Annotated in this window: 24 protein-coding genes and 6 pseudogenes; 13 read left to right on the forward strand and 17 right to left on the reverse strand. The window is 69.8% G+C overall.

What is annotated here, in order from left to right:
- Positions 1-30 precede the first annotated feature (30 nt).
- From QQM39_RS17675 to QQM39_RS17680, 4 genes and pseudogenes are all read right to left on the reverse strand, one after another.
- A pseudogene (locus QQM39_RS17675) lies at positions 31-1079 on the reverse strand (acyltransferase).
- 224 nt (positions 1080-1303) lie between these two features.
- Positions 1304-1714 carry a hypothetical protein gene (locus QQM39_RS46205; protein ID WP_367669715.1) on the reverse strand — a complete coding sequence of 137 codons (411 nt, stop codon included), beginning with the start codon at positions 1712-1714 and terminating at the stop codon, positions 1304-1306.
- 127 nt (positions 1715-1841) lie between these two features.
- Positions 1842-1979: pseudogene (locus QQM39_RS46210) on the reverse strand (hypothetical protein); the annotation flags it as partial.
- Positions 1979-3556 carry a polysaccharide deacetylase family protein gene (locus tag QQM39_RS17680; RefSeq protein WP_367668925.1) on the reverse strand — a complete coding sequence of 526 codons (1578 nt, stop codon included), beginning with the start codon at positions 3554-3556 and terminating at the stop codon, positions 1979-1981. The gene QQM39_RS17680 and the pseudogene QQM39_RS46210, both read right to left, overlap by 1 nt.
- A 27-nt stretch (positions 3557-3583) precedes the next feature.
- Here QQM39_RS17680 and QQM39_RS17685 point away from each other — a divergent pair.
- A pseudogene (locus QQM39_RS17685) lies at positions 3584-3916 on the forward strand (hydrolase); the annotation flags it as partial.
- An 82-nt stretch (positions 3917-3998) separates the two neighbouring features.
- Here QQM39_RS17685 and QQM39_RS17690 read toward each other — a convergent pair.
- The 3 genes from QQM39_RS17690 to QQM39_RS17700 all read right to left on the reverse strand — a co-directional run bounded on the left by QQM39_RS17690 (position 3999) and on the right by QQM39_RS17700 (position 6674).
- The gene (locus tag QQM39_RS17690; RefSeq protein WP_301997811.1) at positions 3999-4604 is read right to left on the reverse strand and encodes a hypothetical protein; all 606 of its coding nucleotides are present in this window, start codon (positions 4602-4604) and stop codon (positions 3999-4001) included.
- A gap of 7 nt (positions 4605-4611) precedes the next feature.
- The gene (gene mqnC, locus QQM39_RS17695) at positions 4612-5811 is read right to left on the reverse strand and encodes a cyclic dehypoxanthinyl futalosine synthase (RefSeq protein ID WP_301997812.1); all 1200 of its coding nucleotides are present in this window, start codon (positions 5809-5811) and stop codon (positions 4612-4614) included.
- A gap of 119 nt (positions 5812-5930) precedes the next feature.
- Positions 5931-6674, reverse strand: coding sequence for an A24 family peptidase (locus tag QQM39_RS17700; RefSeq protein ID WP_302003618.1), 744 nt, complete (start codon positions 6672-6674; stop codon positions 5931-5933).
- 179 nt (positions 6675-6853) lie between these two features.
- Between QQM39_RS17700 and QQM39_RS17705 the strand changes: the two genes are divergently transcribed.
- Positions 6854-8368 carry a hypothetical protein gene (locus tag QQM39_RS17705; protein WP_301997813.1) on the forward strand — a complete coding sequence of 505 codons (1515 nt, stop codon included), beginning with the start codon at positions 6854-6856 and terminating at the stop codon, positions 8366-8368.
- Between the two features lie 34 nt (positions 8369-8402).
- Here the strand turns inward: QQM39_RS17705 and QQM39_RS17710 are convergent, their stop codons facing one another.
- Together QQM39_RS17710 and QQM39_RS17715 are read right to left on the reverse strand one after the other, a co-directional pair.
- On the reverse strand, positions 8403-10091 hold the full coding sequence (locus QQM39_RS17710) for a serine/threonine-protein kinase (protein ID WP_301997814.1): 1689 nt from the start codon (positions 10089-10091) through the stop codon (positions 8403-8405).
- 81 nt (positions 10092-10172) lie between these two features.
- On the reverse strand, positions 10173-11021 hold the full coding sequence (locus QQM39_RS17715; protein WP_301997816.1) for a menaquinone biosynthetic enzyme MqnA/MqnD family protein: 849 nt from the start codon (positions 11019-11021) through the stop codon (positions 10173-10175).
- Positions 11022-11331: 310 nt separating this feature from the next.
- On the opposite strand from QQM39_RS17715, the gene QQM39_RS17720 reads away from it, so the two are divergent.
- Positions 11332-11535, forward strand: coding sequence for a cold-shock protein (locus tag QQM39_RS17720; RefSeq protein ID WP_003992177.1), 204 nt, complete (start codon positions 11332-11334; stop codon positions 11533-11535).
- Between the two features lie 106 nt (positions 11536-11641).
- Here the strand turns inward: QQM39_RS17720 and QQM39_RS17725 are convergent, their stop codons facing one another.
- Entirely contained in the window at positions 11642-12190 is a 549-nt protein-coding gene (locus tag QQM39_RS17725; RefSeq protein WP_301997817.1) for a helix-turn-helix domain-containing protein, read from the reverse strand.
- 120 nt (positions 12191-12310) lie between these two features.
- On the opposite strand from QQM39_RS17725, the gene QQM39_RS17730 reads away from it, so the two are divergent.
- Genes QQM39_RS17730 through QQM39_RS17745 form a run of 4 tightly spaced genes read left to right on the forward strand, consistent with a single transcriptional unit; the run spans position 12311 to position 14286 of the window.
- Entirely contained in the window at positions 12311-12997 is a 687-nt protein-coding gene (locus tag QQM39_RS17730) for an AzlC family ABC transporter permease (protein WP_301997818.1), read from the forward strand.
- On the forward strand, positions 12994-13308 hold the full coding sequence (locus tag QQM39_RS17735; RefSeq protein ID WP_301997819.1) for an AzlD domain-containing protein: 315 nt from the start codon (positions 12994-12996) through the stop codon (positions 13306-13308). The genes QQM39_RS17730 and QQM39_RS17735 overlap by 4 nt, the downstream gene beginning before the upstream one ends.
- Positions 13309-13334: 26 nt before the next feature.
- Positions 13335-13589 (forward strand): hypothetical protein, encoded by a 255-nt coding sequence (locus QQM39_RS17740; protein WP_301997820.1) that lies wholly within the window; start codon positions 13335-13337, stop codon positions 13587-13589.
- Between the two features lie 28 nt (positions 13590-13617).
- Positions 13618-14286, forward strand: coding sequence for a class I SAM-dependent methyltransferase (locus tag QQM39_RS17745; protein WP_301997821.1), 669 nt, complete (start codon positions 13618-13620; stop codon positions 14284-14286).
- On the opposite strand, the pseudogene QQM39_RS17750 reads toward QQM39_RS17745, so the two are convergent.
- Positions 14283-14468: pseudogene (locus QQM39_RS17750) on the reverse strand (FAD-binding protein); the annotation flags it as partial. The gene QQM39_RS17745 and the pseudogene QQM39_RS17750 overlap by 4 nt on opposite strands.
- Positions 14469-14768: 300 nt before the next feature.
- Between QQM39_RS17750 and QQM39_RS17755 the strand changes: the two are divergent.
- Positions 14769-15842, forward strand: a complete 1074-nt coding sequence (locus QQM39_RS17755) for a hypothetical protein (RefSeq protein WP_301997823.1) — start codon at positions 14769-14771, stop codon at positions 15840-15842.
- A 164-nt stretch (positions 15843-16006) separates the two neighbouring features.
- Here QQM39_RS17755 and QQM39_RS17760 read toward each other — a convergent pair whose 3' ends face one another.
- The 3 genes from QQM39_RS17760 to QQM39_RS17770 all read right to left on the reverse strand — a co-directional run bounded on the left by QQM39_RS17760 (position 16007) and on the right by QQM39_RS17770 (position 19312).
- Positions 16007-16858: an alpha/beta fold hydrolase gene (locus QQM39_RS17760; RefSeq protein ID WP_301997824.1), complete on the reverse strand. Its 852-nt coding sequence runs from the start codon at positions 16856-16858 to the stop codon at positions 16007-16009.
- A 50-nt stretch (positions 16859-16908) separates the two neighbouring features.
- Positions 16909-17727: an oxidoreductase gene (locus tag QQM39_RS17765; protein WP_301997826.1), complete on the reverse strand. Its 819-nt coding sequence runs from the start codon at positions 17725-17727 to the stop codon at positions 16909-16911.
- 574 nt (positions 17728-18301) lie between these two features.
- The gene (locus QQM39_RS17770) at positions 18302-19312 is read right to left on the reverse strand and encodes an alpha/beta fold hydrolase (protein WP_301997827.1); all 1011 of its coding nucleotides are present in this window, start codon (positions 19310-19312) and stop codon (positions 18302-18304) included.
- 235 nt (positions 19313-19547) lie between these two features.
- Here QQM39_RS17770 and QQM39_RS17775 point away from each other — a divergent pair, with 235 nt between their 5' ends.
- The 3 genes from QQM39_RS17775 (at position 19548) to QQM39_RS17785 (ending at position 21146) form a co-directional block, all read left to right on the forward strand.
- Entirely contained in the window at positions 19548-20111 is a 564-nt protein-coding gene (locus tag QQM39_RS17775) for a TetR/AcrR family transcriptional regulator (protein WP_301997828.1), read from the forward strand.
- A 373-nt stretch (positions 20112-20484) separates the two neighbouring features.
- Positions 20485-20634, forward strand: a complete 150-nt coding sequence (locus tag QQM39_RS17780; RefSeq protein ID WP_301997829.1) for a hypothetical protein — start codon at positions 20485-20487, stop codon at positions 20632-20634.
- A gap of 155 nt (positions 20635-20789) precedes the next feature.
- Positions 20790-21146 carry a hypothetical protein gene (locus QQM39_RS17785; protein ID WP_301997831.1) on the forward strand — a complete coding sequence of 119 codons (357 nt, stop codon included), beginning with the start codon at positions 20790-20792 and terminating at the stop codon, positions 21144-21146.
- Between the two features lie 74 nt (positions 21147-21220).
- Here the strand turns inward: QQM39_RS17785 and QQM39_RS17790 are convergent, their stop codons facing one another.
- A complete protein-coding gene (locus QQM39_RS17790; protein ID WP_301997832.1) occupies positions 21221-21694 on the reverse strand; it encodes a hypothetical protein in 474 nt (157 codons plus the stop codon).
- Between the two features lie 101 nt (positions 21695-21795).
- On the opposite strand from QQM39_RS17790, the pseudogene QQM39_RS17795 reads away from it, so the two are divergent.
- Positions 21796-22112: pseudogene (locus QQM39_RS17795) on the forward strand (transposase); the annotation flags it as partial.
- Here QQM39_RS17795 and QQM39_RS17800 read toward each other — a convergent pair.
- Positions 22089-23246, reverse strand: a complete 1158-nt coding sequence (locus tag QQM39_RS17800; RefSeq protein ID WP_301997834.1) for a transposase — start codon at positions 23244-23246, stop codon at positions 22089-22091. The pseudogene QQM39_RS17795 and the gene QQM39_RS17800 sit on opposite strands and share 24 nt — an antisense overlap.
- Before the next feature lie 143 nt (positions 23247-23389).
- Between QQM39_RS17800 and QQM39_RS17805 the strand changes: the two are divergent.
- Positions 23390-24200: pseudogene (locus tag QQM39_RS17805) on the forward strand (LysR family transcriptional regulator).
- On the opposite strand, the gene QQM39_RS17810 reads toward QQM39_RS17805, so the two are convergent.
- A complete protein-coding gene (locus QQM39_RS17810; RefSeq protein ID WP_302003619.1) occupies positions 24197-25288 on the reverse strand; it encodes a sugar ABC transporter substrate-binding protein in 1092 nt (363 codons plus the stop codon). The pseudogene QQM39_RS17805 and the gene QQM39_RS17810 overlap by 4 nt on opposite strands.
- Positions 25289-25392: the final 104 nt, after the last annotated feature.

Raw genomic sequence — 25392 nt, forward strand, 5'->3', positions numbered from 1 at the left:
AAGCGGCCGAGGCCCTCACGGAAGCGGCCCTCACGGAACGAGCTTGGGCTTCTTCTTCCCGGCCACGTCCTCCACCCAGCCGCACAACAGGACGAACACCGCGATCAGGATCCAGCCGATGCCGAACATGAACCACTGGCTCTCCAGCGGCAGGTACTTCTCGAACGCGGGCACGTTCCAGAACTGGTCGATCAGCGGCACGGCGAGGATCAGGGCGATCTCGTGCCAGAGGTAGATCGTGACCGCGCGCGCGTTGAAGACCGTGACGAGGCGGTCGGCGCGGCGGAAGCGGGTCAGCCAGGCGAAGTCGATGCGGAAGAACTCCTTCGCGTACATCAGCAGCGTCACATAGCCCGCCGACCAGAAGGCCTGGGCGAGGGGGATGTCGTCCAGGTCGTAGGAGCCGGTTTCGGCCTGGTGGGTGAAGGCGTACCAGCCGCCGTACGCGATCGCCGCGAGGGAGAGGGCGGCGACCGCGAACGGCTTGAGCCTGCGCAGGACGCCGTCGCGGTGCGCGAAGCCGAGGATCCAGCAGAAGAGGAACGTGGCCAGGTCGGTGAGCGCGCTGCCGAAGCGGTTGTCCGGGGGCTCCCACGTGAAGTGGAGGACGAGGATCGGGCCCAGCGAGAGCAGCAGCACCGCCAGCGGGGCCAGGCGGAACACTCGCGGCAGGAGGGGGAGAGCAGGACGAACCAGAGGTACGTCCGCACGTACCACAGGATCTCCCAGGCCTGCTGGCCCCAGGCGTTGCCCGGCGGGTCGCCCAGCGGCACGATCCAGTAGACGATCTGCCAGCCCGGCATCCAGTCGTGGATCAGCATCGCCACCACGACGAAGAAGCCCCAGAACCAGAAGGGTGGCAGGAGCCGGCGCATCCGGCCGCGGACCACCTTGAGCGCAGGGCGTTCCAGGGACTTCGCCATGAGGGTGCCGGCCAGGGCGAACATGACCCCCATCGAGGGGAAGACCATGCCCGCCCAGGCCCAGCCGAAGGTGTGGTAGGTGACGACGCGGATGAGGGCGACCGCGCGGAGGGTGTCGAAGTACCGGTCGCGTCCCGGGCGTTGCACCCGCGGCAGCGGTGCCGTGTCAGTGGCGTGGGCGGCGTCCGCGGGGTAGGCCGCCTCCGCGGGACCCCCAGAGTTCACGGGATCCCCAGGGTTCGCAGGGCCCCCAGGGTTCGCAGGGCCCCCAGGGTTCGCAGGGCCCCCAGGGTTCGCAGGGCCCCCAGGGTTCGCAGGGCCCCCAGGGTTCGCAGGGCCCACCGCAGGCGGTCGTACGGCTCCCTTGCTGTGCGCTCCCATCAGCTCGCCCCCGCCGGCGTCCCGACCTCGCCCGTGCGCTTCAGCTTCTGCCAGCGCAGGCGGCCGCCGGTCAGGGCGGTGATGCAGGAGTGGATGAGGACGAGGTACATCATCTGGCGGTAGGCCAGTTGCTGGAGCGGCATCATGAGCAGGTAGCGGTACTTCTCGCGGTCCAGGCGGAAGGCGTACGCCGCACGCAGCAGCTGCACCCCGAGCACCGCCAGCCACGCCAGCAGCGCCGCCGTGAAGTCGACGAAGATCATCGAGTAGACGGTGAAGACGTCGATCAGCGGAGCGAAGACCGGCGTGACGATCTGGAAGATGACGACCAGCGGCATGCCGACCCGGCCGAAGCGGCCCGAAGGACCCTTGCCCGTCAGGGACTTGCGGTGCTTCCACAGCGCCTGCATGGTGCCGTACGACCAGCGGTAGCGCTGCGACCACAGCTGCTTCAGCGAACCCGGCGCCTCCGTCCACGCGCGCGTGCTCCTGGTAGACGACCCGCCAGCCCGCGCGGTGCATGGCGGTGGTGATGTCGGTGTCCTCGGCGAGCGTGTCCTCGCTCATGCCGCCCACCTCCAGCACCGCCTCGCGGCGGAAGGCGCCGATCGCGCCCGGGATGGTCGGCATGCGGCGCAGCAGGTCGTACATGCGGCGGTCGAGGTTGAAGCCCATCACGTACTCGATGTGCTGCCAGGCGCCGATGACGGTGTGCGGTTGCCGACCTTGGCGTTGCCGGCCACCGCGCCGACCTCGGGGTCGGCGAAGGGCTGCACCAGCCGGCGTACGGTGTCCGGCTCGAAGACCGTGTCGCCGTCCATCATCACGATGATGTCGTAACTGGCGCCGCGCACACCGTTGTTCAGCGCCGCCGGCTTGCCCGCGTTCTCCTGCCGGATGACGCGGACGTTCGTCATGCCGAGTTCGTGGGCGGCGTTGCGCGCGATCTCGGACGTGCCGTCCGACGAACCGTCGTCCACGACGATGATCTCGATCGGATGCGTGCTCTTCGCCAGCGACGCGAGGGTGTTGGCGATGCACTCCTTCTCGTTGTACGCCGGGACGATCACGCTCACCGGTTGGTGGACCGGCGGTCCCCAGCTGAACCGGCGTTTGTTGCGCTGCCGGTAGTGGCGGCGGGCGAGGAGCAGCATCATGCCGAAGCGGCCCATGACGGCGACGCCGACGACCATGAGGCCGACCGACAGCACCGGCACCGTCCACTCGGCGACGGCCACGGCCCCGATCAGGGCCTTGCCCTCGTAGAGGGTCGCGCCGGTGGCCTCGCGGTGGGCGGCCTGGAGGTTCGAGGTCCCCACGCCCGCCTGCCCGTTCGGGCCCTGCTGCGTCTGTCCGCCGGGCTGCTGCCCCTCCGCCTGGGTGCCATCCGCCTGCGCGCCACCAGTCTGGGTACCGCCGGTCGCCGCACCGCCCGGCTGCTGGCTGGAGCCCGCCGCGCCGGCCGCCGCCTGCTGACCGGTCCCCGCCTGCTGACCGTTCGCCGACTCGTCCTTCTGTATGGCGCCGCTGATCGTGGTGAAGGTGTAGCCCTTCGCCTTCATCTTCTCGATGTACGTCGGCAGCGCCTTGATCGTCTGCGACCGCTCGCCACCCGCGTCGTGGAAGAGCACGGACGCGCCCTCGCCGTCCTCCGGCGTGGCCCAGTTGATGACCTTCGCGACGCCCGGCCGCTTCCGGTCGTCGCTGTCGGTGTCGACGAAGACGCTGGTGTAGCCGCTCTCGCCGAGCTCCTTGTAGACGGGCCAGCTGTAGTTGTCGATGGCGTCCGTCTCCGAGGAATACGGCGCCCGGAACAGCGTGGTCGTGAGGCCGGCCGCGCCCGCCAGCGCGAGCTGAGTCTGCTGCATCTCACGGTTGACGCGGGCGTCGCTCTGGTAGGAGAGGTCGACGTGGGTGAAGGTGTGGATGCCCACCTCGTTGCCCTGCGCGACCATGTCGTCGACGATCTCCGGGTAGCGCGAGACCATCGAGCCGACCACGAAGAACGTGGCGGGTACGTCGTACTTCTTCAGGATCTCGAGGACTTGTGGCGTCCAGGTCGGGTTCGGTCCGTCGTCGAAGGTGAGGGCGATCGTCTTGTCCGGGACGGAGACGGTGGTGGCCTGGCCGCCCCGGAAGGTGAGGATCGGCCCGCCGTCGAGGATCTTGTCGGGAACCTGGCTGGAGCTGGCCCCGGTGCGCACCCGCTGGTCGCCGCCGACCTCGGCGCGCAGATAGCCGTCGAGCAGCATGACGCTGGTCAGAGCGAGCAGGAGCAGTCCGGCGACATGGGTGACTACGCCCTCACCGCCGCCAAGGCCGCGCACACGCAGCTCAAGGAGATCTTCGGCACGTCGGACGCTGCCGCTTGGAACGGGATGGCGTTGACGTCGATGCTCGGCGTGAACGATGTGGACAACGAGACGTTCATGCTTGATGACGCGGCGCAGGTACGGGAGTTCGCCGAGGAGAAGGGGATCGGGTGGGTGTCTATGTGGGCGACGTTTCGGGATCAGCAGTGTGAGGACGATTCGTCTGCGGATGACGCGTTGACCGATTGCAGTGGGGTGGATCAGGAGGACGGGGCGTTTGCGGAGGCGTTTTCGGGGTGAGCTCGGGGGCTTCTGTTGTACCCGGAGTGCGGGCCGTCGGCGGTTGATCGCGCAGTTCCCCGCGCCCCTGAAGGGCGCGCCCTCACCGTCGGCGATACACCAACCGGCCGTCCACCACCGTCGCCACGCACGTCCCCGCCCCCCGCTCCGCGAGTTCCGCCTCGTCCCTCACGTCGAACACCGCGAACCGGGCGGCCGAGCCGCGCTCGCGTGGGGGCGGGAACTGCACCGGCCAGCCGGAGGCGTAGGGGTCGAGGGAGGGGACGCCGTCGGGGCGGCCGATGCGGCCCATGACCGCCAGGCCGGTGCGCCGCACGGCGTCCCGCACCGCGCGGTTGCGCAGTTCCTCACAGGCCGCGCGGACCGTGCCGTACGCCAGCATCCGCTGCACCCCGCGCCGGGCGCTCGCGCCCCAGCGGGCGTCGTCCATGGTGAGCGCCGCCAACGCGTCCCCGGTCAGCGGCTCGGTGCCCAGCTCGTCGGCCTCGCGCGGATCGGGGTGGTACGCCTCCTCCAGCAGCTCATTGCCGTGGATGTTGATCAGCCCGGGCGTCAGAATGCCGGGCCACTGCCGCACCCGCGCCCGCGGATGGGCGGCGACGAGCTCCTCCAGCGGCCCGGCGTCGGCGATCCAATCGCCCTGGACGACGAGCGCGTGGCCCCTGGAGTCGGCGTGAATCGTCAGCACGGGTGCGTCAGTTGGAGGCCAGGAGCTTCAGCTCGGGGTGGGCCGTGCCACCCTCGATCGCCGTGGACGAGATGTGGGACGCGACCCGCTCGTCGACGGGGTCGTTCGCCGGGTCGTCGTGCACCACGATGTGCTCGTACGTCGTGGTCCGCTGCGCCGGCACCCGCCCCGCCTTGCGGATCAGGTCGATGATCTCCAGCCGGTTGGAGCGGTGCTTGGCGCCGGCCGAGGAGACGACGTTCTCCTCCAGCATGATCGAGCCGAGGTCGTCGGCGCCGTAGTGCAGCGACAGCTGGCCGATCTCCTTGCCGGTGGTCAGCCAGGAGCCCTGGATGTGCTGGATGTTGTCCATGAACAGCCGCGCGATGGCGATCATCCGCAGGTACTCGAAGAGCGTGGCCTGCGTACGGCCCTTCAGGTGGTTGTTCTCGGGCTGGTAGGTGTACGGGATGAAGGCCCGGAAGCCGCCCGTGCGGTCCTGGACGTCACGGATCATCCGCAGGTGCTCGATGCGCTCGGCGTTGGTCTCGCCGGTGCCCATCAGCATGGTCGACGTCGACTCGACGCCGAGGCCGTGCGCGATCTCCATGATCTCCAGCCAGCGCTCACCGCTCTCCTTCAGCGGGGCGATGGCCTTGCGCGGCCGCGCGGGCAGCAGCTCGGCGCCGGCGCCCGCGAAGGAGTCGAGGCCGGCCTCGTGGATCCGGGTGATGGCCTCCTCGACCGACACCCCGGAGATCCGGGCCATGTGCTCGACCTCGCTCGCCCCCAGGCTGTGGATGACGAGCTGCGGGAAGGCCTCCTTGATGGCGCGGAAGTGCTTCTCGTAGTACTCGACGCCGTAGTCCGGGTGGTGACCGCCCTGGAACATGATCTGGGTGCCGCCCAGCTCCACCGTCTCGGCGCAGCGCCGCAGGATGTCGTCCAGGTCGCGGGTCCAGCCCTTGGCCTTGTCCTTGGGGGCGGCGTAGAAGGCGCAGAACTTGCACGCCGTGACGCACACGTTCGTGTAGTTGATGTTGCGCTCGATGATGTACGTCGCGATGTGCTCGGTGCCCGCGTACCTGCGGCGGCGTACGGCGTCTGCGGCGGCGCCCAGCGCGTGCAGCGGGGCGTCGCGGTAGAGGTCGAGCGCTTCCTCGGGGGTGATGCGTCCGCCCGCCGCGGCACGGTCGAGGACGGACTGAAGGTCGGCCTTCTCGGTCACCGGGGGTGTCCCTTTCGTCAAGGGGTTGGACGGACCGAACCAGCCTACGCCAGGCGTTTTGGGCGGCCGACCTCAGGCCGCGCCCCGCGCCACCGGCCAAAGCACGCCCACGCCCTTGGTCACGCCGCGTACGCCCCGATCAGCAGCCCCACGAACGCCCCGCCGATCAGGAACGGCCCGAACGGGATCGCCGTCCTGCGCCCGGCCCTGCGCAGGAGCACGAGCGCCCAGCCGTACAGCGCCCCGGACAGGAACCCGGCGAAGGTGCCGAGCATGACCGTCGACCAGCCGTACCAGCCCAGCACCGCTCCCGCCCCGAGCGCCAGCTTCACATCGCCGAAGCCCATGCCGCCGGGGTTGATCCGGTACAGCACGTAGTAGCCGGCGCCGAGCGCGAGCGTGGCCCACAGGGCGGTGGGCCAGTCGCCGGCGTGCTCGGGGACGAGGGCGACCAGGCCGAGCAGGGCGAGCGCGGCGCCCGCCAGCGTGAGGGTCAGCGGGTTGGGCAGCCGCCGTACCCGGAAGTCGACGACCGTGAGCAGTACGCCGACGGGCGCCAGCAGCAGCCAGACGCCCAGCTCGGGCCGGGTGTCCGTGGCGGCGGCGAGGGCGGCGCAGACGAGGGCGGTGACGGTGGCGAGCATCGGGGCGCCGGGGCCGTACGAGCTGCGAGGCGCGCACTGCCCGCACCGGGCCCGCCCGAGCCACCCCCCGAACCGTCCGCCGATCGCGTGCCCACCCGGACACGCCTCCCGCCACCCCTGCTCCTCCGGAACGGAGAACCGATAGGCGGCCTTCGGCAGCAACGCCCCCGCCGCCGCACCCCAGAGCGCGGCGATGAGGACCAGCAGGGCGGTGCTCATCCGGCCGTACCACGACTCGCTGTGCTCATGAACGTGGCACCGTATCAGCCCCATACAGGCCTCCTCACAGGCCTTCACGGCATACCGGACCCCTCCCTTGTTCCGTTTCGCACCAGCGAAGCCACGCTCAGTAGAGTGCCGGGGTACAGCAGTTGGGCGCGACACGGGGGACGGCAGCAGTGCGTACAGGCAGGGCATACGGCATACGCGGAACCCGAGGCGTCCTTCTCCTCCTCTGCGCCCTGGCCGCCCTCTTCGCAACCGCCACCACCCCGGCCCGGGCGGCGACCGACAGCACCGCCCAGGCCGCCCATCTCGCAGACCGCCTGCGCACGAACCCGGTCTACGTCACCGACCAACTCCCCCGCGAGGTCCCCCGGTCCACGGCCCCCGCCTTCGCCGAGGTGGCCGAGCGCACCGGCGTACCGACGTACGTCATCGTCCTCCCCGGAATGAGCGCCGCGGACCCGGGCCTGCTCGACGCGGTCCACGAGCGACTCGGCCGGGACGGGCTGTACGTGCTCATCGACGAGTCGCAGGTGGCGGATGCCGTGGCGCACGGCGTCGACGTCCCGGCGGACGACGCCTGGACGGTCGCCCTCTACGAAGTCCCCTACGACGCGGGCCCGTTGCGCCGCTTCGAGCGCTTCGCCGAGGTCATCGCGCGGGGCGATGAGAAGGCCGCCGCGGCGCGGGCGGAGGCGGCGCGGGCGAAGTACGACGCCGGCGAAGAGCCCGCGGCCCTGTACATCGGCCCGTCCGACCGCGGCGACCAGTCGTCCCTCACCGGGGTCCTGCTCACCGGCGTACCGCTGCTGATTCTGCTGCTCGTTCCGTACGTACGACGCTGGTGGCACCGCCTCTCGAAGGCCGCCGGGACCAAGGGGGCCGCCTGGCGGAAGGAGGTCAAGGCGAGCCGCGTCCTGCGCTGGACCCTCCCGGTCCTGGCCCTCGGCTCCGCCGTCGCGATCGCCGTGACCGCCCCCCTCGTCTTCGACGAGACCAGGTCGAGCTGGTCTCCCAGGCCCAGGGCGATCGACCTCAACGCCCGCCTCGACCGGGTGGCGGAGGGCCTGGCACAGGACCCGGTGTACGCGGACCCGGAGACCCCGCGGGTGCTGGACTCCGCCCAGTCGGCCCGCCTCCACGAGCGCATCCGTGCGTTCGCACGGTCACAGGACGGCGGCCCGGTCTTCGTCGCGCTCGTCCCGCAGCTGACGGAGGACGAGTCGGGCGGCGACGAGGAGGCGTTCGCCGCGGCGGTCCACGACAAGCTGGGCGAGGACGGGGTGTACGTCGTGGCCGACCCGGCGAGCGGGTACATCAACGCCTTCAACCGCGGCCTGCGGCTGGATGGTTACAGCCTCCTCTACGACCTGCCGGAATCCATCACGTACGGCGACGACAAGGCGGACGAGGCCGAGGACCACTTCCTGGGCGAACGCCTCAACGCCCTGATGACGATCCTCGACAAGACCCCGCGCACGGACGAACCCAACTCCCCCGGCGACCCGTACCCGATGACGGATCCCGTCACCGAGGACGAACTGCCGCCGCTCTTCGGCACCGACTTCTGGCCGGGCCTGCTGCTGGGCGTGCCGGCGGCCGGTCTGGCCTTCGGGCTGGCGGCCGGTCTGCTGGGGATCGTCCGCAGGGTGCTGCGGCGCCGGAATCCGGAGCCGATCTCGGCGTAGGCCCGGCACGTGCCGGAGGCGGTGCCCCGCACCGCTACTCGACCTTCGACAACCGAGCCTCGGGCTTGCCCTCCGCGTCGCTCTCCGAGCGGTACACCAGGTCGTCGTCGGCCGGCGCGATCCGGACGGTGTGCGGTGCCTGGTTGCAGCCGCCGTGGTTGGTCTTCCTGCCCACGGCCGTCACGACGAGCTCCTTCGCCGTCGCCTTCTTCAGGGTCAGTACGTCCTCGCAGGCGAGGCCGAGCACATCCGTCTGCCGGAGTGTGCCCAACTCCTCGCCCACGTCGGACTTGTGCACGGTGAGCCGGTACGTACCCGCCGGGAGCGCGCCGCCCAGGGCGGTGGCCCGGCCCTCCCAGGTGCCGAGGTAGCGGGCGGGCACGGAACCCTCGAACGAGGTGTCGGCGCCCGCACCCGGCGACTGGGACGAGACGGCGTCGGAACCCGCGTTGGTGTCCTGGTCCCCGCCCGGCAACAGCTCGAACACGAACACCGACCCCACGGTCACCGCGGCCAGCGCCCCCGCCACCGCGAGCGCCACGGTGCAGCTCACTCGCCGCCCACGGCCGCCCTCCCCCGGCGTCGAGTCCGCCGCGACGGAGAGGGAGTACTTGCCGGGACGGTGGTCGGACGGCGGGGCGGTGTCGTGGGAAGGCGGGGCGTCGCGCGGTTCGGGGACGCTGACGGGTGCGTCAGCCGGAGCCGCGGCCACCGGCACGGCCACCGCCCCCGACGCGGCCGCCCCCGGCATCACCGGCGGCGGCCCGAACTCCCCGCCTGCCGGCTGCCTGCCGAATCCGACCGGCCCCGACGGGACGTCCTGTCCCGTCTCCAGGTTCAGCAGCCGCACGGCACTACGACTGACCTGCTCGACCAGCGCCCCCGGCAGCCACCCGCCCGACACCAGCCGGGCCGCCCCGTCCGGAGCCAGTCGCCGGGCCACCTCGCCCGGCGTGGGCCGCGCACCCGGCTCCTTGGCCAGGCAGGCCTCCACCAGTTCCCGCAACTCACCGTCCAGCGAGTCGAGTTCGGGCTCCTCGTGCACGACCTTGTACAGCAGCGCCGCCGACGAGTCCCCGCGAAACGGCGGCTCCCCGGTCGCCGCGTACGCCAGTACCGCGCCCAGCGAGAAGACGTCCGCGGCCCCCGTGATCCCCTTGCCCAGGATCTGCTCGGGCGACATGTAGCCGGGCGAGCCGACGGAGACGCCGGTCGATGTCAGGGACGCCGTGCCGTCCGTGGCCCGCGCGATGCCGAAGTCGATCAGCAGGGGGCCGTCCAGCGTCAGCAGCACGTTCGACGGCTTCACGTCCCGGTGCACCAGCCCCAGCTCGTGCACCGCGGCCAGCGCCTCGGCCAGCCCGGCGCCCAGCGCGCGTACGGTGTGCGCCGGCATCGGACCACCCGACTCCGCCACCGCCGTCGCCAGCGACGGGCCCGCCGCGTACGCCGTCGCCACCCACGGCACCGGGGCCTCGGGATCCGCGTCCAGCACGGGCGCCGTCCAGGCACCGCCCACCCGGCGCGCCGCCGCCACCTCCCGGCGAAAGCGCGCCCGGAACTCCTCGTCGAGGGCGAAGTGCGGGTGAACGATCTTCACGGCGACCGTACGACCGCCTGCGCTGCGGCCCAGGTACACCCGCCCCATCCCGCCGGAGCCGAGCCGGCCGAGCAGCCGGTACGGCCCGACGACGGTCGGCTCGTCGACTCCGAGCGGCTGCATGGCGTCCACCCCTCCCCCGTAGGACTCCCCAGCAGGTTAGTGCGGAACCGGCGTACCCCACCCGCTACGGCCGAAGACCCGCTACGGCTGAAGCAGATCCACCTTCACATCCGCCGGGAATCCCGTCGTCGGCCCCACCCGCCGCGCGAACTCCGCGACCGCCGCCAGCTGCGGGCCGCCGAACCGGAAGTCGAGGGTCGTGAAGTACCGCTCCAGGATCCGCTCGTCGAAGGCCTCCCAGCGGGCCGCCTGCTCGGCGACCTTGCCGACCTCGTCCAGGGAGAGGTTGCGGGAGGCCAGGAAGGCCTCGTGGACCTTGCGGGTGATGACCGGCTCGCGCTCCAGGTAGTCCCGGCGGGCCGCCCAGACCGCGAAGACGAAGGGCAGGCCGGTCCACTCCTTCCAGAGCGCGCCGAGGTCGTGCACCTCCAGGCCGTAGCGCGGGCCGTCGAGGAGGTTGGCCCGCAGCGCCGCGTCCCCGATGAGTACGGCCGCCTCCGCCTCCTGCATCATCAGGCTGAGGTCGGGCGGGCACGTGTAGTAGTCGGGCCGTACGCCGTAGCGCTCGGCGAGCAGGAGCTGGGCCAGGCGGACCGAGGTGCGCGAGGTGGAGCCGAGGGCGACACGGGCGCCGTCCAGCTCGTCCAGCGGGACCTGCGAGACGATCACACAGGACATCACCGGGCCGTCGCAGCCGACGGCGATGTCGGGGAAGGCGACCAGGTCGTCGGCGTTGCGCAGGAACTCGACGAGGGTGATCGGCCCGATGTCGAGGTCGCCCCGCACCAGCTGCTCGCTGAGCTTCTCCGGGGTGTCCTTGGTCAGCTCGAAGTCGAGGAGTGTGCCCGTTCTCGCGAGCCCCCAGTACAGGGGCAGGCAGTTGAGGAACTGGATGTGGCCTACGCGTGGCCGGGTGCGAGAATTGTCCACATCGCGAGGCTAGACCCTATGAGGTACCGTGCAGGCTTCAGGGTCGCGTCCAGGTGACAAACCCTTCTCGTCAACCCCGACACGCGCCCCTCAAACGTCCGAGTGACGTGATCTTGACCTCTATTGCTTTCGGCTGCCCGCGTGCTACGCTCGCCGCAAGTTGCAGTTTGGTTTCCCTTGCAGTACAGAGCCTGCGGAGCATGTGACCGCGGGCTCTCGTCGTTTTCAGACGTATGCAGTTGTGCGGCATCTTGTTTTCACACTTGCAGGGTTCTGGAGCAGGGCAACCCTTTGGGCCCAAGGAGGGCTTATGGCTACCGGAACCGTGAAGTGGTTCAACGCCGAAAAGGGCTTTGGCTTCATCGCCCAGGAAGGCGGCGGCCCCGACGTCTTCGTTCACTACTCCGCCATCAACGCGAGCGGCTTCCGTTCGCTGGAGGAGAACCAGCAGGTCTCCTTCGACGTGACGCAGGGCCCGAAGGGTCCGCAGGCGGAGAACGTCACCCCCGTCTGATCCGAGGGATGCCCCTCTGAAGACGTCTGAGAGCAGTACCCAAGGAGCCCCTCGCCATCCGGCGCAGGGGCTCCTGCCTTATACGCGCCGCCTCACACGCGCCGCCTCACACGTGCTGCATGACCAGGACGAACGTCGTCCCGGGCGCCAGCGCCTCGTACGAGTGCGGCACATCCCCGCGATACGACATGTAGTCGCCTGGCCCCAGATCGACCTCGTCGCCCCGCGGACCTGCCTTCACCCGCCCCGTGCTGACGATCAGATGCTCCACGGACCCCGGAATGTGCGGCTCCGACTCCCGGGCCGGGCCCGGCTCGGCGCGCAGGTGGTAGATGTCCCGCCGGGCCCCGGGCGGGCTGGCGGAGAGCAGCGTGGCCACGTAGTCCGCCCGTTCGGACGCGACCGTGGGCCCCTCGCCCGCCCGGATCACCTGGACCGCCGGAGTCGGCGGCTCCACCAGTGCGCTGAAGGGCACGCCCAGCGCCACTCCCAGCGCCCACAGCGTCTCCACGCTGGGGTTCCCGCTGCCCGCCTCCAGCTGGGACAGCGTGGACTTCGCGATGCCGGCCCGTTTGGCCAGCTCGGACAGGGACAGCCCGACCCGGGTGCGCTCACGCCGCAGCGAGGCGGCGATCCAGGTGAGGGGCTCGCTCATGCGGCTCACTTCCCGTCGTTCGCTCTGTCGGTATGTTCGTTCGCCTTGACGAACAGCGGCCGCTTGTTCATTCTGAAAAACATGCGTTCGCTACTCCGAACACCCATGATGGCACCTCTCATGACACGTCTGCAGACACCCCTGATGGCGCCTCTGGTGCGCGACAGCGCACTCGTCTGGCTGGCGAGCGGGGTCGTCGGCGTCTCCTTCGGCGCGATCTCGGTGGCCGGTGGGCTGCCGGTATGGGTGCCGGTGCTGATGTCGCTGGTGGTGTACGCGGGATCGGCGCAGTTCAGTGCGGTCGGTGTGCTGCTGGCCGGGGGCGGGCCGTTCGCTGCGGCGGCCACCGGTCTGCTGCTCAACACGCGCACGGCGGCCTTCAGCCTGGCTGTGGCGGACGTCATCGGCCGGGGCCGCCTCGCCCGCCTGCTGGGCGCCCATCTGGTGACCGACGAGACGGTGGCCTTCGCCCTCGCCCAGCCGGATCCGGCACGGCGACGGGCCGCCTTCTGGATCTCCGGGCTCGGCCTGTTCGCCGTGTGGAACCTCGGCGTCCTGGCCGGAGGCCTGGCCGGCGGCGCGTTGGGCGACACCGGCACCTACGGCCTGGACGCGGCCTTCCCCGCCGTCCTCGTCGCCCTGGTGCTGCCCGCCCTGCGCGAGGGTCCCGCCGTCCGGCGGTCCGCGCTGCTCGGTGCGGGGCTGGCGCTGGCGGTGACGCCGGCCGTCCCGGCGGGGGTGCCCGTGCTGGTGGCGCTGGCGGGGCTCGCCGTCCACGGACGCGGCGGCGGGAGGCGTACGGCATGAGCGCGACGGTGGCCATGATCCTGACGCTGGCGGTCGGGACGTACGCCTTCCGGCTGGCCGGGCCGGTGCTCCACGGGCGCGTCGAGCTCTCGCCGCGGGTGCAGGAGTTGCTGTCGGCGGGCGCGATCGTCCTGCTGGTGGCCCTGCTGGCCACGGGCGCGCTGACCGAGGACGGCGGCTTCGCGGGGTGGGCGCGGCCGGCCGGGGTGCTGGTGGGTGGCGTACTGGCGTGGCGGCGGGCGCCGTTCCCGGCGGTGGTGGTGGGGGCGGCCGGGGTCACGGCGGTGCTGCGGGCGGTGGGGGTGGCCTGAGGAGCCCCCGATGGGAGCATGGCCGGGTGACCAGTAGTGCGGAGAACGACCACGGGGAAGACGGCGGCACTTCCGCCGACAACAAAGCCGACAACAAAATGGCCATGGGCATGTCGCTCGGGCTCGCCCTCGGCACGAGCATCGGCATCGTGTTCGGGATGACCGTCTTCGACAACATCGGGGTAGGGCTGGCCCTGGGCATGGGGTTGGGTACGGCCGTCGGCCTCGCATTCGCTGTCGGCCGGATACAGACGGGCAAGGAGCAGGACGGAGCCGAGTAGCCGGCCGCCTTCGATAGGGTCCCCGGCCATGACCGACTCCGACTTCCTGACCACCACCCGCACCTTCTACGACGCCATCGCCGAGGACTACGCGGACCTCTTCCGGGATGAACTCGCGAACAGGCCCCTGGAACGGGCCGTGCTGGGCGTGTTCGCCGAACTCGTCGAGGGGGACGGCCCGGTGGCCGACCTGGGGTGTGGTCCCGGTCGGACGACCGCCCGCCTCGCTTCCCTGGGCCTGAACGTGTTCGGGCTGGACCTGTCGGAGTCGATGCTCGCCATCGCCCGGCGCGAGAACCCGGGGCTGCGCTTCGAGCAGGGTTCGATGCTGGAGCTGGACGTCCCGGACGGCGCGCTGGCCGGTGCCCTGTCCTTCTACTCCTCCATCCACACCCCCCTGGACCAACTCCCGGACCTCTTCGCCGAGTTCCACCGCGTGCTGGCGCCCGGTGCGCCCCTGCTCGTGGCCTTCCAGGCCGGCGACGAACACCGGCACCACGACCGGCCCTTCGGTCACCCCGTCTCGCTCACCTTCCGGCGCCGCCGCCCGGAACACGTCGCCGACCTGCTGACGGCGGCCGGCTTCGCCCTCGTGTCCCGGACGGTGCGCGAACCGGACCCGGCGCTCGACGAGGTGTCCCCGCAGGCGTTCCTGATCGCCCGCAAGCCGCGTGACCCCCGCCCGACCCTGGCCTAGAGGTTGCCGGCGATGTCCCTCGCCGCGATGTACCCGAACGTCATCGCCGGACCGATCGTCGAGCCCGCGCCCGCGTAACTGTGGCCCATGACCGCCGCGCTCGCGTTGCCGGCGGCGTACAGGCCGCTGATCACCGTGCCGTCCTCCCGCAGGACGCGGGCGCGGGCGTCCGTGAGGAGGCCGAGCCCCGCCTCCCCGCGCCGAGAGCCTCCAGCAAGGACTGCGGCAAGATCACGAAGGTCAAGGTCTTCTGGCCGCGAGGGCCAGTGTGCAACTCCTGCTACCGAGCAGCTCTGTCGAGCCCTGCACCGTGCGCATCGTGCAGTCGTCCTCGCATCCTGATCGGTCAGACGGCCGAGGGAACCCTCCTGTGCAAGGCGTGCTCGTTCCCTGACGAACCGGTCGAGCGCTGTTCGGCCTGCGGTGAACCGGCGGACCTCTACTCCGGCCCCCACTGTCCCCGCTGCACCCTGACCGCCCGGGTGACCGATCTGCTTTCCGTAGACGGCACAAGCATGTCCCAGCTACTCCAACCCCTCGCCGTCGTTCTGACCGGCGCGGAAAACCCCTACCGCGTCCTGCAGTGGCTGCGCCGAAGCCCTGCCGCCCGTCTCTTGGAGCGCCAGGCCCTCGATCCTGGATCGCTGAACCATGAATCTCTCGACACGCTGCCCCAACGGGCTGCCACCGCCTACGTGCGCGGGTTGCTCGTCACCGCCGGCATCCTGCCGCCACGTGATGAGAATCTCGCTCTGCTCACCAACTGGGTCGCGCGGACCGTGGCCGAACTCCCTGCGCGGCAAGCCAATCTCATTCGTCCGTTCGCCGAGTGGCACATCATCCGCGACGCCCGCCGGCGCTCAGCCCGCGGGCGTTACACCTACGCCGCGCATAAAGGCGACTGCGGCAACGTGCTGGCCGCCATCGACTTCCTGAACTGGCTCGACTCCCAGCACCTGAGCCTCCGTCGACTTCAGCAACCGCATCTGGACGTCTGGGCGACCGGCAGGCCAACCCTGCGCTCTCGTTCCATCCCCTTCCTCCGCTGGAGCACCGCACGACACTTCTGCCCGCCCGGTCTGAGCATCGAGCACCCAGCCTCGCAACTTCCCGGCCACTTCCAAGCCGAGGACGAGGCCCGAAACGAGCTGTTGCGCTGTTTGAACGACACGGCGTTGCCCTTGGACGTCCGGGTCGCGGCTGCTCTCGTCCGTCTCTACGCCCTCCCCCTGACCCGCATCGTCGAGCTCACCGAGGACCACATCAGCCGCGACCAAGAGCACACCTACCTGGCGGTCAACCAGCACCCCTTCGTGCTCCCGCCGAAGCTCGCCCGTCTCATCGACGATCAGCTCCGCCACTTCACGCCCCGGCACAGCACGACGGCCGGGCGTAGGTACCTCTTGCCCGGGCAGCTCGGAACACCGCCATGGCGGACGCCTTGGCCGACCTGCCGCCCATGGTCATCGCTGACCTGCTCGGCATCCACCCCAAGACAGCAGAACGCTGGGCCACGCTCGTCGGCGAGAACTGGTCCGAATACTTGTCATCGCTGACGTGACCGGGCCCGGCTCTCCCCGTTCGTCCGGCACCACGTCACTCCAGCGGCGTGACCTCCCGGCGCGCCGGGTCGCTGGTCAACTGCACGATGACTCTCCTCGGTGCGGGAGGCGTCCCGACTTTGTCGTGCCTCCTGGGGGGCCGGTGTCCGTGTGAACGGTCAGTCGGCGAGGAAGGCGCTCACCTGGCCGGCGAAGTCCTCGGCGTGTTGGAAGAGGAAGGCGTGCCCGGCGTCGCTGTAGGCGACGAGGGTGGCGTCGGGGACGTACTGGACGGCGGTGTAGGACGCCAGGGCGGGGATCATCGCGTCCTTGATGCCGGTGGCGTACAGAACGGGCTGCCGGATGGTTGCCAGGTCCGCGCGCACCTGCTCGAAGGGGATCGACGCGTCCTTCTGGATCGCGGCGATCTGGCCCATGGCCGCGGCCTCGGACACGTCGGGGCGTCCGGCGGCCAGCCGGGTGGCCACCCTGGCGAGGTGTTCGTACCCGGCGGCGCGGCCGGTGTCCGTCTCGGGGAAGAACAGGAACACCAGGTCGTCCCCGGTGGTCTCGGGCTTGGTCATGGTGGCCCGCACCTTCGGGTTCGGGTCGGGCGCGCCGGGCACCTGCCCGCCCGGGTTGGCGGCCGCCACGACCAGCTTGCGCACCAGGTCGGGCCGAAGGCGGGCGATGTGCTGGGCGACGGTGCCGCCCAGCGTCCAGCCGAGCAGGTCCACCTGGGGCAGACGGAGAGCCTCGATGAACTCGACGGTGCCGTCGGCCATCCCCTCGACCGAGTCGCGCGGGGTGCCGGTGGTGTAGCCGGTGCCGACGTTGTCGAACACGATCACGTCATGGCTGGCGGCGAGGTGGTCCAGGAACTCCGGGTCCCACCAATCGAGGGTCCCCCGGACCCGGTTCAGCAGGACCAGCGGGACACCGCCCCGCGGGCCGATGCGCCGGTAGGTGAACGTCGCGGAGGGTCCTTCCACGGTGAGGTCCTCGGCCGCGTCTGCAATGTATGTGCTCATGGCGGGGTTCGCTTTCCTGTCGATGTGTCGTGGAGGTCTTCTGGGAGTCGTCAGGCGGGCAGGTGGTTGAGCTTGCGCAGCTGCTGGTCGAACATGCGGGAGGGGACCATGCGGCGCATGGTGCGGACGCGTCCGGTCATGGCGCCGGCGGTGTAGCGCAGCTTGGGCTTGGCGTCGGTGGCCGCCGCGACGATCTCCTTGGCGACGACGGCGGGGTCGTCGCCGCCCTTGACCGCGCCGGCCATGTACTCCTCGAAGGCGAGCCGCCGCTTGGCGTAGACGTCCAGGGGCTGGTCGGGCCGCACGCTGGCCGCCTCGATCGCGGTGTTGGTCCAGGCGGGTTCGACGAGCAAGGACCGTACGCCGTACTCGCGTACCTCGTGGTCGACGGACTCCGAGTAGCCCTCGACGGCGTGCTTGGAGGCGGCGTAGACCGCCATGTAGGGCTGCGGGATGAACCCGACGATGGACGAGATGTTGATGATCCGTCCGCTGCGCTGGGCGCGCATGTGCGGCAGGACGGCGTTCGTCATGCGGATGACGCCGAAGACGTTGATGTCGAAGAGGCCCTGCGCCTGCGCGGCGGAGCTTTCCTCGGCGGCGCCCGCCGAGCCGATACCCGCGTTGTTGACCAGGACGTCGATCCGGCCGAACCGGTCGATCACCTCGCCGACCGCAGTGGTCACCGAATCGTCGCTGGTCACGTCCAGGTCGAGAAAGGTCATGCCCTTCACAGGGGTGACGTGCACGGTGTTGCGGCTGGTGCCGACCACGTCGTAGCCCGCCGCGGCCAGCGCGAGCGCGGCTGCCTTTCCGATGCCGGAGGACGCGCCCGTGATGAGGGCTACCGGTCGTGTCGTCGTTGCCATTTCGGACTCCTGACTCAGGGGATCGCGTGTGTCTTGCCGTGTAGGGGATCGCTTCCGGTGTCCCCTCAATCGGTTTCACCAATGTATCAGGTTTACCTGTAGCCGCAACAGTAGAGAATCAATTAATCGGTTATCCGTAGCGTCAACGTATCCTCTACTGAGGGTCAACGGATGGGCTGACGCTGCCGGGCAGGGGTCGTTCCAAGGTGCCGCCGGCTCCATGAAGCAGACCCGCGGACGGCGGGCTGAGCTGCAACGACGTGTTGGGCCGGGCGGACACGCAGGCCGTCGCCGTGACGGCCAGGACGACGCACCGACCCTTTCGCGGCCAGCACGCGCCGCCGGCCGCGGGGGCGCCTCAGTCGCCCATTGGGCCCATGGCTTCGATGGCGGCGCAGATGTGAGCGAATGGTCTGGGGTGCGCAGTCGTGACGCGGAGGGCTGCGAGGGCGCCGGGGGGACTCTCTGCGTGGCTCTGCCCCGCCGGACGGGGCTCCGGCGGGGCAGGTGTGTTGATCGGCCGTCACCGTGTGCGGTGTCGGTGACCGTCTCGCGGTGATGGATTGATGGGTTGTCAGTGGTCGAGGAAGGTGTTCACCTCGGCGCCGAACTTGGCGGCGTACTGGAAGAGGAACCCGTGGCCGGCGTTCGGGTAGATGCTGAGCTGGGCGTTGGGGAGGTACTTGGCCAACAGGTGGGAGTTCTTGGGGGGCATCAGGATGTCGCTGTCCCCGTCTGCGACCAGCGTGGGCTGGAAGAGGGCGTTGAGCCGCACCAGCTTGGACTTGTCCGGGATGCCCCACTCCGACATCGCGGTGAGCTGCGCGTCGCGGGTCTGGAGGCTCGCGGGCGCGTCGTGGTCAGTGGTGCGCTGGCCGAGGCGCTGCAGGAACTCAGTTCCGGCGGCCTGGCTGGATGCGGTGTTCTTGAAGAACAGGAAGAGGAAGTCGGCAGGGCCGGGGTTGTCCGCCAACGCGCTCGCCAGCACCTTGGGGTCGGACGCCCTCTGGTCGACCCCTCCCTGCGGGCCGGTGCCGGCCAGGACGACGCGACGGACCTGCCAGGGGCGCCGCAGGGCGACCTCCTGAGCCACCTGGCCGCCGAGGGAGAAGCCGAACACGTCGTAGCGGGGCAGCTTGAGGGCGTCGATGAAGTCGATGGCGTCCAGGCTCATCTGCTGGATGGTGCTGGGTGTGGTGCCGGTTGAGCCGCCGACGCCGACGTTGTCCACGAGGATGACCTCGCGCTTGGCGGCGATGGTGTCGATGAGCTTGGGGTCCCAGTTGTCGAGGGTGCCGCGGTAGTGCTGGAGGAAGATCAGGGGCACGCCGCCGGCGCTGGGGTTGCCGAAGCGCCGGTACTGGTAGGTGACGCCGTTGGCGGCCTTGACCCGCAGGTTGGGGGCGGTGGCGGCGCTCTGGGGGCTCTGCGTCTGTACGACCGCGTGACGGGTGACGCTGGAGCTGTCGCTCACTGCGCTCGCCACACTCGGCGCGGCGCCGGCGACGGCGGCGACGACCGACATGGTGGCCAGCGCCACTGCGGTGCGTCGGGAGACACGGGTGCGTAGCTTCGTTGTGGGCATGCCAATTCCTTGAGTCGGGCTCGGATGTCTCCTCCGGCAGGGGAGACGGGATACCGGTCGTGAGCGACGGTCGTGCAGATGCCCGCTCCGTCGGTGCGGCGCGATTCCTTAACAGTGTCACTAAGGTATCAACTATCGCCAGAGTTGCAACATCAGAGAATCAATTAATGGGATACCCGTAGCGTTCCCGTATCCTCTACAAGGGACCGGGTAGCGAACCAGACAGGAGACAGACATGGGCCGAGCACTGCGGGCAGATGCCGAGCGCAGTGTGCGCGCGATTCTGGAGGCGGCCGAGCAGGTCTTCGCCCAGGACGCCGGCGCCTCCATGGAACAGGTCGCCGAGGCGGCGGGACTGACCAGGATCACCGTTCACCGCCGCTTCGCGAACCGGCAGGCCCTCCTGGAGGCGCTCGCCGTCTCCGCCAAGCAGCAGCTCATCGACGCCATTGAGGAAGCCCGGCCGGGCGCCGCTCCCGCACTCGTGGCGCTGCACCGAGTGACGGCGAACGTCCTACGGGTCAAGAACACCTGGCGCTTCACCCTCAGCCACGCCACCGCTCACACACCCGCCGCAGCCGCCCTCTGGGACGAGATCAACACCCACACCGTCGATCTCATGAACCGGGCGCAGCGCGAGGGGCTACTCGCCCCGGACGCAGACCTGGAGTGGACGCGGCAGGTGTACTACGCCCTCCTCAGCGAAGCCATCAACAGGCCCGGCGCGGAGCAGGACCCGGACGCACTGGCCACGCTCGTCATCGACACCCTCCTGCACGGCGCGGGGCCACGCGGCTAAGTCGCAACGTCGCGACGGGACGCGGAATCCCCCATCGCTGCCGACGCCGCCCGCAGCGCGTCAGCAGCGCTCATGTCGGCCCCCGTCCCCGCGCCGCGAGCCTAAAGCCTTCTTCTTCCCGGTCCACATCGTGACCTCCAGCCAGCCTCGCCCGCTCTGCATGCCCCTGGAGGCGCGATCCGCAGTAAGCCGCTCTACAGCTGGGGCCATCGCTCGATTCAGCGATGGCGCCACACCTGTTGAACCGGATACCGTCATCTACACCGGCGCTGAGCTGCACTGAGTCGATGAACTCCTTCTCGCACCGCACCTCTTGCCCCAGAGAAGGCTCCGAGTTCCCCTGAACCTGGACCCGCGCGCTTCCGTTTTCGGCATGCTGCACCACCCCGAGCAGGGCGACACCCGGGGCTGTCCGTATGTGCGCCGCAGAGCGCCGTTGGAGCATCTGCCGGTGGGGTACGGCATCGCCCCGCCGATCCAGGCGGTCCCGACTACGACCGACGTCGATCTCACGCGGGTCTGATACGAGGTGCTGCCCGCACAGGACGTCGATGGCCTGGTGATCAAGGCCGATCGTCGATGTACAGGGGTGGATCCTGGCCTGCTCGCCCTGCCGGCGAGTACTGCAACTCTCGAATACCGACACTTCACCAGTGCTCCCGCACCACCTCTGAGGGGTTGATCGGCGGGGTCACCGGGACGCTGACGGCTCCATCCACGCTGCTGCTTGCTCGGTACGACGCAGTGGGCCACCTGCGGCTGATCGCCCGTACGACCCCGTTGTCCACCGTCGTACGGAGCGAGCTGGCGCAGCGTCTGTACCCGGCCGACCCGGGTCACCCCTGGCACGGGCGCCGCTTCAGTGCCGGCTGGCACACTCGCGGCGAGTTGGCGTACCACCCCGTGCGCCCCGATCTGGTGGCGGAGTTCCTCGCCGACACCGCCGTCGACGAAGGCGTCTACCGTCACCCCGTGCGCTTCCTGAGGCTACGCGACGACCTGACCGTGCATCAGGTCCCGCCCTTCGGTACCTGATCGCGCCCCCAGCATCGGTCAGGCGAAGGCCGGCTGCTCGCCCGGCGTCATCTTGAAGCGGTCGAGAGATCCGTTCAGCCGATGGTGAAGCGCTGGTTCTGGGCGCCTCGGTCACAGCGGCCCGTGCGGTAGTAGCCGTTGTCCTGCTGGTAGAGGCAGCGGCCCGTGCCGACGCTTTGGAGCATGATGGCGCTGCGGGCGGCGGGCTGGACAGTGCGCCACTTCTGGTATGAGCCGCCGTTACAGCGCAGGGGGTAGACGTCGCCCCGGTCATTGCTGTCGAGGCAGCGGCCCCAGAAGTTGTTCTTAAGAGTGGTGCTGGTGTTGAGGCGGCCGTTCCACTGCCACAGGAGGCTGCCGCGTCCGGTGGTGCAGCGGTCGCCCTTGAGGCCGGTTTCGGAGGTCTCGCGCAGGCAGTCACCGTAGCGGTAGTTCGCGAAGCGGCTGGTGGCGGTGGCAGCCGAGGCGGGTGTGGGGGTGAGGAGGGGGAGGGCGAGGTCGGCTGCGGCGACGAGGGCGGCGAAGGCTTTCCGGGTCGGGCGGCGCACTGGGGGTCTCCTTACAGTGGTTTTCAGAGGTACCTCGACAGGATCCCCGAACACCACCGCCTACGCCTGAAAAATGGGGAAAACCCCGGATCGATCCGCTCATGCCGGCCGATCCGGTCCGGGGACAGCGCTGGGCCGATCACCGCGGCACGCTCGAGGCCATCGCGTGGAAGTACCGCACCAACTCGCCCTGGCGGGACCTCCCCGAGGAGCTCGGCTCGTTCCAGACGGCCCACAAGCGGCTGATCAGGTGGGCCGTCGACGGCACGTGGGAGAAGATCTTCGCCGCCGTCCTCGCCGCAGCGGATGCCGTCGACGACATCGGCTGGACCGTAGTGATCACTAATCGACAGACACATCCGATCAACTGACCAACCCATCAAAGAGACACGCTCTAGGCCGTTCTGGGGCGGTTGACTGCGCCCCGCTGCCACACAGCATCGGCCCGGTGGGCGATATTGCGGGAGCCGTTGTGGTCCGCGTGCAGGACGATCCCGCAGGACCGGCACACGAACCGTGCTTGATCCACCCTGTTCGAGCGGTGGGTGTGCCAGCACTCGGAGCACTGACGAGAGGTATTACGGGGGTCCACGTGGACCACCGGGACACCTGCCCGCTTGGCTTTGTACTCGACGAACGCGCCGAGCTGGGCGAATGCCCAGGAGTGCAGCCGTGCCCGCTGGTCCTTCTTGGCCGTAACCCTCTGCCGGATGCCGGACAGGTCTTCCAGTCCGATACCCCGCGAGGTGCGTTCAGCGGTGTGCACGAGCTTCTTGGCGATGATGTGGTTGCGCTGGGTCGCGTACCGCGATTCGCGGCGCCGGATGCTCTTCAGACGGCGCATCGCGGACTTGGTGCGCTTCTTCTGCAACTTCTTGCGCAGGTCACGATGGTGCTTGCGGTAGCGGTTGACCTGACGGCCGGACATGATCTGACCGTCGCTGGTGGTGGCGATGTTGACGATGCCGAGGTCCACGCCGAGGAAACCGTCCGGCTCACGGGGCGCGGGTTCGGGCAGGTCGATCGTGGCGATCAGGAAGAACATGCCGTCCCGCATGACCAGGTCACTTTCGCCCTTGCGGGAGGCCAGCAGCTTCAGCGCTTCGGGTGAGCACACGAACGGGATGCCCTTGATGCGCCCGGCCACCGTCCAGATACTGACCGTCTGCTGGTCCAGGTTCCAGGTCAGGATGCGGTCGTCGTACGGCTGGGCCGCACCCTCGCGAAAAGCTATCGGCTTCGACTCTGTCCGTGTACGCCGTTTCGAGCCCTCTGGGCCGAGATTCCCGGCCTTGCTGTTCGCCTTCAGCGTGGCGTAGGCGTCACACACCTTCTTGATGGTGCGGACGGCCGCCTGCGCGCCGAGATCGAAATCGGCCCTGATCCGGTGGTAGACGGCATCCTGCAACGCATTCCGGCGCTTCAGGCCCTTGGCGAACGCCGCCTCGGACGCGGCATTCGCGGCCCGGTTGCAGGCACGCAGGGTCGCTGCCAGCGCATCCGCATCATGCGCGGACGCGGGCAACAGTTTCACCTGCGCGACGATCTTCACGCAGAACTCCCTAGTGCAGCCGATCACGGGAGATCAACTTGCCGTTCAGACACACCGAAGAGAACTCCGCCGCTGCGCGGCTCCGACCAGAGGAAGCCATTTCTCCTGACCCTGAAGGACCAGGCTTCCTGGCTAGAAATCAGGTGAAGCGGCTGGAGCGGGAGACCGGGGTCGCGCTGCTGGAGCGGCAGCCTCGGGGGGGGCGTGCCGACGCAGGCGGGGCAGGTGCTGGAGGCGGCCGCCGCCGAGGGGATCTCCGGGCTGGATCTGGCGGTACGGCAACTGCGGGATCTCGTCGACGGGGAGAGCGGGTACGTGCGCGTGGCGACGGGGGCGACGACCGTACGGCACTTCATGTCGGAGGCGGTCGTCGCGTACCGGCGGCGGCATCCCAAGGTCAACCTGGAGTTCCGCACGGTGAGTTCGGGCCGCGGCAGCTTCGACGCGCTGGCCGACGGCACGCTCGACCTGGCCTGGATCACCCTGGGCCCGCCGGTGCGCGGCATCGAGCAGCGGCCGGTGGTGGAGCTGCCGTGGGTGCTGGCGGTACGGGCCGACGATCCGCTGGCCGAGCGGCGTCACGTCGATGTCGGCGCCGACCTTCGGGACGTACGGCTGATCCGGCTGCCGCCGAACTCCGCCTCGGCGGCTCATCTGGACGCCGCCTGTGCCGAGTTGGGGGTCCGGTTCACGCACGACACGAGCGTCGCCGACTGGGACACGGCACTGCTGCCGACCGAGCTGGGGGTCGGGCGGGCGGTGGTCCCCGCACTGCCCGGGCTGCCCGTGCCCGGCGACGGCGACGGCGACGGCAGCCGCGATCTGCGCCTCATCCCCCTGCCCGACCTGCGACCCCTGCCCGTCGGCTGGGCCGTACGCCGCTGGGACGCGCTCAGCCCGCCGGCCCGGGCGTTCGCGGACCTGGTGGAGGGCTGCCGCCGGGGCAATGGCTAATTCAGGCCGATCGCCGCGCAGTCCGCCGCGTACTCAGTGGTGCAGATCTGCTTGACGGTGTAGACCCCGTCCCGGATCACCGTGTCCTCGATGTTGTCCTTCGTGAGGGCGACCACCGGCACCAGCTGGGCCGGGATGTTCTTCTGTGTCGGGCTGTCGACCGAGTCCGCGGTCAGCGCGTCGAACTCGATGTCGTGTCCCTGGACCTTGTACACGGCCATCTTCGCGGCGTTGGTCGCCTCCAGCAGGAACGACTTGTACACGGTCATGAACTGCTCGCCCGCGACGATCCGCTGCACCGCGTCCAGATTCGCGTCCTGCCCCGTCACCGGCGGAATCTTGGTGGCGCCCGCCTCCTTCAGCGCGTCTATGACGGCGCCGGCCATGCCGTCGTTCGCCGAGTAGACGGCGGCGATGTCGGCCAGCCCGACGGCCTTGATCGCCTTCTCCATGTTCGCCTTGGCGACCTCGGGCGACCACTTGTCGGTGTCGTACTGCTTGACGATGTCGACTTCGCCCTCGAGCTCGTCGAGCGCGCCCTTCTTGAAACGCGCGGTGTTCGGGTCGGCGGGGTCGCCGTTCATCATGACGACCTTGCCGGAGGCGGCCTTCGAGCCGAGTTCCTGGACGAGCGAGCGGCCCTGCACCTCGCCGACGAGCTCGTTGTCGTGCGAGACGTACGCGTCGATCGGTCCCTCGGCGAGCCGGTCGTAGGCGATGACGGGAATGCCCGCGTCCTTGGCCTTCTGCACGTCCGACGCGATGGCCTTGGCGTCCAGCGCGTCCACCAGGATCACGTCCACCTGGTCGTCGATCATCTGCTGAAACTGCCGGCTCTGCTGGTCCGCGCTCGCCTCGGCGTTGGCGTAGGCGACCTTGCCCTTGCCGTCGGTGAGGTCGCCGACCTCCTTCTTGATGAGGGGGTAGTCGAACTTCTCGAAGCGGGCCGTGTCCTTGTCCGGCAGGAGGAGACCCACCGTGATGTCGTCGCCCTTCTCAGGAGACGCGGAGCTGTCACCGCCCCCGATCCCGTCGATGACACCGCACGCGGTGAGCGAGAGCGCCGAGGCGGACGCGGCCAGGGCCATGGCGATACGGCGTACAACGGGCGTGTGGGGGGTACGAGCGTTCACTACAGGTGCCTTCCGAGCGGAGGTGCGGCGTTGCTACCCGGGTGGCGGTAGCCAACGCG

The organism is Streptomyces sp. DT2A-34, from assembly GCF_030499515.1.
GTDB lineage: Bacteria > Actinomycetota > Actinomycetes > Streptomycetales > Streptomycetaceae > Streptomyces.